This window comes from Sphingomonas bacterium, from assembly GCF_903644135.1.
In the GTDB taxonomy this organism is placed as follows: Bacteria; Pseudomonadota; Alphaproteobacteria; order Sphingomonadales; family Sphingomonadaceae; genus Sphingomonas.
Genome location: NZ_CAHJXA010000229.1, coordinates 1 through 4,671 on the forward strand (window position 1 = coordinate 1; position 4,671 = coordinate 4,671).

Annotated in this window: 5 protein-coding genes; 4 read left to right on the forward strand and 1 reads right to left on the reverse strand. The window is 69.4% G+C overall.

Annotation, left to right across the window (positions count from 1 at the left end; translation table 11 throughout):
* Window positions 1-948, forward strand: a 948-nt coding sequence (locus HUU96_RS11560) for a GtrA family protein (RefSeq protein ID WP_174292941.1), incomplete at its 5' end; no start/stop codon positions are given.
* Here HUU96_RS11560 and HUU96_RS11565 read toward each other — a convergent pair.
* Entirely contained in the window at window positions 945-2,180 is a 1,236-nt protein-coding gene (locus tag HUU96_RS11565; RefSeq protein WP_174292942.1) for a phospholipid carrier-dependent glycosyltransferase, read from the reverse strand. The genes HUU96_RS11560 and HUU96_RS11565 overlap by 4 nt on opposite strands.
* A gap of 107 nt (window positions 2,181-2,287) precedes the next feature.
* Between HUU96_RS11565 and HUU96_RS11570 the strand changes: the two genes are divergently transcribed.
* The 3 genes from HUU96_RS11570 to HUU96_RS11580 form a co-directional block, all read left to right on the forward strand.
* Entirely contained in the window at window positions 2,288-3,493 is a 1,206-nt protein-coding gene (locus HUU96_RS11570) for a trans-sulfuration enzyme family protein (RefSeq protein ID WP_174292943.1), read from the forward strand.
* Window positions 3,494-3,504: 11 nt separating this feature from the next.
* Window positions 3,505-3,903, forward strand: coding sequence for a Co2+/Mg2+ efflux protein ApaG (gene apaG / locus HUU96_RS11575; RefSeq protein WP_174292944.1), 399 nt, complete (start codon window positions 3,505-3,507; stop codon window positions 3,901-3,903).
* Between the two features lie 106 nt (window positions 3,904-4,009).
* A partial coding sequence (locus HUU96_RS11580; protein WP_174292945.1) for a LysR family transcriptional regulator occupies window positions 4,010-4,671 on the forward strand: 662 nt, incomplete at its 3' end.

Below are 4,671 nucleotides of genomic sequence, written 5' to 3' on the forward strand. Positions count from 1 at the left end.
GCGCTGGCGCGGATCGACCACCGCGTGCGCGTCGTCCAGCGGATCGGCCGGCGCGGGCTGTCGTCTGCCTGTATCGAGGGGATGTGCGCCACCGCCGCGCCGGTGGCGGCGGTGATCGACGGCGACCTCCAGCATGACGAGACGCTGCTGCCGCAGATGCTGGCGGCGTTGCAGGCGGACGCGACGCTCGACCTGGTGGTCGGCTCGCGCTTCGTCGCCGGCGGCGGCACCGGCGAGTGGGACAGCGACCGTGTCGCCAAGTCGGCGCTCGCCACCCGCCTGTCGCGTCGCGTGCTCAAGGCCGACCTTAGCGACCCTATGAGCGGCTTTTTCGCGATCCGCACCGCGGTCGCGCGGCGGCTCGCGCCCGATCTGTCGGCGATCGGCTTCAAGATCCTGCTCGACCTGATGACTAGCTCGCCGACGCCGCTGCGGTTCGTCGAGCTGCCCTATACCTTCCGCACCCGCTCGGCGGGGGAGAGCAAGCTCGATCACGTGGTCGCGATGGAATATCTCATCGCGCTCTACGACCGCATGTTCGGGCGACTGGTGCCGGTGCGGTTCGCGATGTTCTCCGGCATCGGCGTGTTCGGGCTGGGCGTTCACATGGCGGTGCTCGCCCCGATCTACTTCGCGCTGGGCGGCGGCAATGGCGGGTTCCGGATCGGCGAGATCGTCGCGACGGTCGCGGCGATGACCTTCAATTTCTTCCTTAACAACGCGCTCACCTATCGCGACACGCGGCTGAAGGGATGGCGGGCGCTGCTCGACGGCTGGCTGTCGTTCTGCGTGGTCTGCGGGGTGGGCGCGGTCGCCAATATCGGCATCGCCGTGTTCCTCCACGACGCCCAGCGCGGCGAATGGGCGATCGCGGCGGTGGCCGGCGTGCTGATCGGCGCGGTGTGGAACTACGTCCTGTCCTCGCGCTTCGTGTGGGGGCGGTATTAGATCCAGCTTCTCAGCCACATCCATTTCAGGAACGCCTGCGGCCCCGGCAGCGGCGTGGCCGCCAGGATCGGGTAGAAGTGGATGAACAGCACCGCGACGAGCACCAGATACGCCTCGTCCCAATAGCGCAGCCGCACCCGCCAGTGATCGAACGCGGCGGCGATCGCGAGCGCCAGCCAGATGCTCGACAAATAGTAATAATAGAAGAAGCCCAGCGACTTGGGGATCAGCGCCCACATCGCCCAGGACGCGATCCACAGCAGCGCCAGCGCTCCCGCCCGCCGCTCGCCGCTTCGCGCCCAAGCCCATAGGCAGGCGGCGACCGCGACCAGCCCGCCGAGCATCACCGCCGGGTTGCCGAGCATCAGAATACCGCGCTGCGCGCCGTCGACCGGCTCGTACAGATACCAGATCGGCCGCCATTCGATCGGCCAGCTATACCAGGGCGATTGATAAGTGTGATGCGGCAGCACCTGTACCTGCAACGCCAGCATCTCGCGCTGGTAGGGCAGGAAGGTCGCAAGGGTTAGCGTCTCGCGCGCATAGAAGAATGCCGGGGCGAAGGTCAGGCCGTAGGTGACGGCGCTCACCCCCGCCAGGATCGCCCAGGCGCGCGCTACGTTTAGCCCCGGCCAGCGCCACGGCGCGCGATGACGCGCGATCGCGAAGCCCAGCGCGGCAAAGGCGATGTACGGCACCGCCGTCCACTTGGTCCCCGCCGCCAGCCCCAGCAGCACCGCGCCCAGCGTCCAGCGCCGCCACACCTGCGCGCCGGTCCCGCGCATTGCCCAGATCATCGCCGCCAGCGCCAGCACGACGAACGCCGCCATGAAGCCGTCGAGCATCGCGATCCGCGCCTGGACGAAGACGGTGAAGTTCAGCGCTGCCACGCCGCTGCCGATCAGCGCGGTGCGCGGCCGGCGGTAAAGCAGCCACAGGATCGCGAAGACGCCGACCACCACCCCCGTCGCCGCCAGCGTCGAGAAGAAACGCCAGCCGAACGGCGTGTCGCCGAACAGGGTCATGCCCAGCGCGATCAGCATCTTGCCGAGCAGCGGATGCTCCTTGTTGGCCGCACCCTGCAGCGTCAGCATGAAGCGCGCGGCGGTGACGTAATGGACCTCGTCGAACACCGGCTTGTGCGGCACCGACAGCCGCACCGCGAACAGCGCCTCCGCCGCCAGCCCGACCAGCAGCGCGAGGGGCCAGGGGCGGGTGAGGACGCGCGGCATCGGCCACTTATGCCGACCCGCTTCTCCCTCGTCATCCCGGATCAAGTCCGGACGATGGGAGAGAGCCGCCTTGCTCCCATGGCTTCCAGCGGGCAAAGCGCGCTCCCATGAAGCGCAAGGCCGGCCAGGACCGATCGATCACCGCCAGTTGGCGACCCGCGACGCGGGCGATCCGCGGCGGCACGGCGCGTTCGGAATGGGGCGAGACGTCGGAGGCGCTGTTCCTCACCTCCGGCTATTCGTACGACCGCGCCGAGGATGCCGCCGCGCGCTTCGCCGGCGAGCAGGTCGGCATGACCTATTCGCGGCTCCAGAACCCGACGGTCGAGATGCTGGAAGAGCGGATCTCGCTGCTCGAGGGCGCCGAGGCGTGCCGGACCATGGCGACCGGCATGGCGGCGATGACCGCGGCCCTGCTCTGCCAGCTGGAGAGCGGTGATCATCTCGTCGGCGGCCGCGCCGCGTTCGGCTCGTGCCGCTGGCTGACCGACACGCTGCTGCCCAAGTTCGGCATCGCCACCACCATCGTCGACGCGCGCGACCCGCAGGCGTTCGTCGACGCGGTGCGCCCCAACACCAAGGTGTTCTTCTTCGAGACGCCGGCCAACCCGACGATGGACGTGGTCGACCTCGCCGCGGTGTGCGCCATCGCCCGCGAGCGCGGCATCCGCACCGTCGTCGACAACGCCTTTGCGACGCCCGCTCTCCAGCGGCCGATGGAGTATGGGGCCGACATCACCGCCTATTCGGCGACCAAGATGATGGACGGCCAGGGCCGCGTCCTCGCCGGCGCGGTGTGCGGGACGCGTAGCTTCATCGACGAGGTGCTGCTGCCCTTCACCCGCAACACCGGGCCGACCCTAGCCCCGTTCAACGCCTGGGTGGTGATGAAGGGACTGGAAACGCTCGACCTGCGCATCCGCCGCCAGTCGGACAACGCGCTGGCGGTGGCGCGCTTCCTCGAAGGGCGCGTGAAGCGGGTCAACTGCCCGTTCCTGCCGAGCCATCCGCAGCACAATCTCGCGATCAGCCAGATGGATGCCGCCGGACCGATCTTCTCGCTGGAGGTGGAGGATCGCCCCCAGGCGTTCGCGCTGCTCAACGGGCTGGCGCTGGTCGACATCTCCAACAACATCGGCGACTCGCGCTCGCTGATGACCCACCCCGCCTCGACCACCCATTCGGGCGTTGCCGAGGAGAAGCGGATCGAGATGGGCGTGACCGAGGGGTTGCTGCGGCTCAATGTCGGGCTGGAGGACCCCGCCGACGTGATTGCCGACCTCGATCAGGCGCTGGGCGGGGCCGGCCTGTGATCAGCGCGGCGATGAAGGCGCTGTTTCCTCACGCGGCAACGACGGCGGGCGTCACCGTGCGCGTGTCGGTCAGCTACCTGCCCGAACAGTCCGAGCCCAAGCGCGGTCGCTGGTTCTGGGCCTATCATATCCGTATCGAGAATGACGGCGAGCGGCCGGTGCAGCTGCTGACCCGCCACTGGATCATCACCGACGGCCGCGGCGCGCGCCACAGCGTCGAGGGCGAGGGCGTCGTCGGCGAGCAGCCGCTGATCGCGCCGGGCGGCAGCTATGACTATGTCTCGGGCTGTCCGTTGCCGACCACGACGGGCGCGATGCAGGGCAGCTATCGCATGGTCGGCGAGGATGGTGAGCCGTTCGACGTCGCCATCCCCCGCTTCCAGCTGCTCGCCCCGGCGGTGGAAAGTTGAGAGGTCACCCTCACCCTTCCCACTCGCTTTGCGAGCGGGGCCCTTCCCTCTCCCAATGGGAGAGGGAGGGAGGCGCGAAGTGCCGGAAGGGTGAGGGTGACGCTCGATGAAGCGCACGCATCTGCCGCTCAACGGGCTGCGCGTGCTCGACGCGGCGGCGCGGCATCTGTCGTTCACTCGCGCTGCCGATGAACTGGCGGTCACCCCGGCCGCGGTAGGGCAGCAGATCAGGGCGCTGGAGGACACGCTGGGCGTGGTGCTGTTCCGCCGCACCACCCGCGGGCTGGAGCTGACGCCGGAAGGCGAGGCGGGGCTGGAGGCGCTGCGCGGCGGCTTCCTTCAGTTCGAGGAGGCGGTGCGGGCGATGCAGGCGGGGCAGTCGTCCAAGTCGCTGACGGTCGCCGCGCCGCGCGACCTGACCGAGAAATGGTTGATGCCGCGCCTGGCCGCAATCGCCGCCGCCGATCCCGATCTGCGCTTCGTCCTGATCGCCGCTGACGGCCACGCGCCGATCGATTTCACCGAGGCCAATCTCGATCTGGCGCTGCGCTGGGCGGAGGGGCCGGGCGAGCATGAGGGCGAGGCGCTGGAGTCGGACGGCATGGTCACCATCGCGGCGCCGGGCACCGCCAGCGACGCGACGATCGCCTGGCCGGGCATGGCAGGCGACGGCGCGGCCAGCGTGCGGGTCGACGACGCTGGGCTGGCGATCGCCAGGACGTCGACCAGCATCTTGACGCTGCCGCGCAGGGTCTGCTCGAGCAGCTC

Excerpts from the sequence above, each read along its gene's own strand:
- HUU96_RS11570 (WP_174292943.1), top strand. The coding sequence starts at position 2,288 with ATGAAGCGCAAGGCCGGCCAGGACCGATCGATCACCGCCAGTTGGCGA.
- apaG (WP_174292944.1), top strand. The coding sequence starts at position 3,505 with ATGAAGGCGCTGTTTCCTCACGCGGCAACGACGGCGGGCGTCACCGTG.
- HUU96_RS11565 (WP_174292942.1), bottom strand. The coding sequence starts at position 2,180 with ATGCCGCGCGTCCTCACCCGCCCCTGGCCCCTCGCGCTGCTGGTCGGG.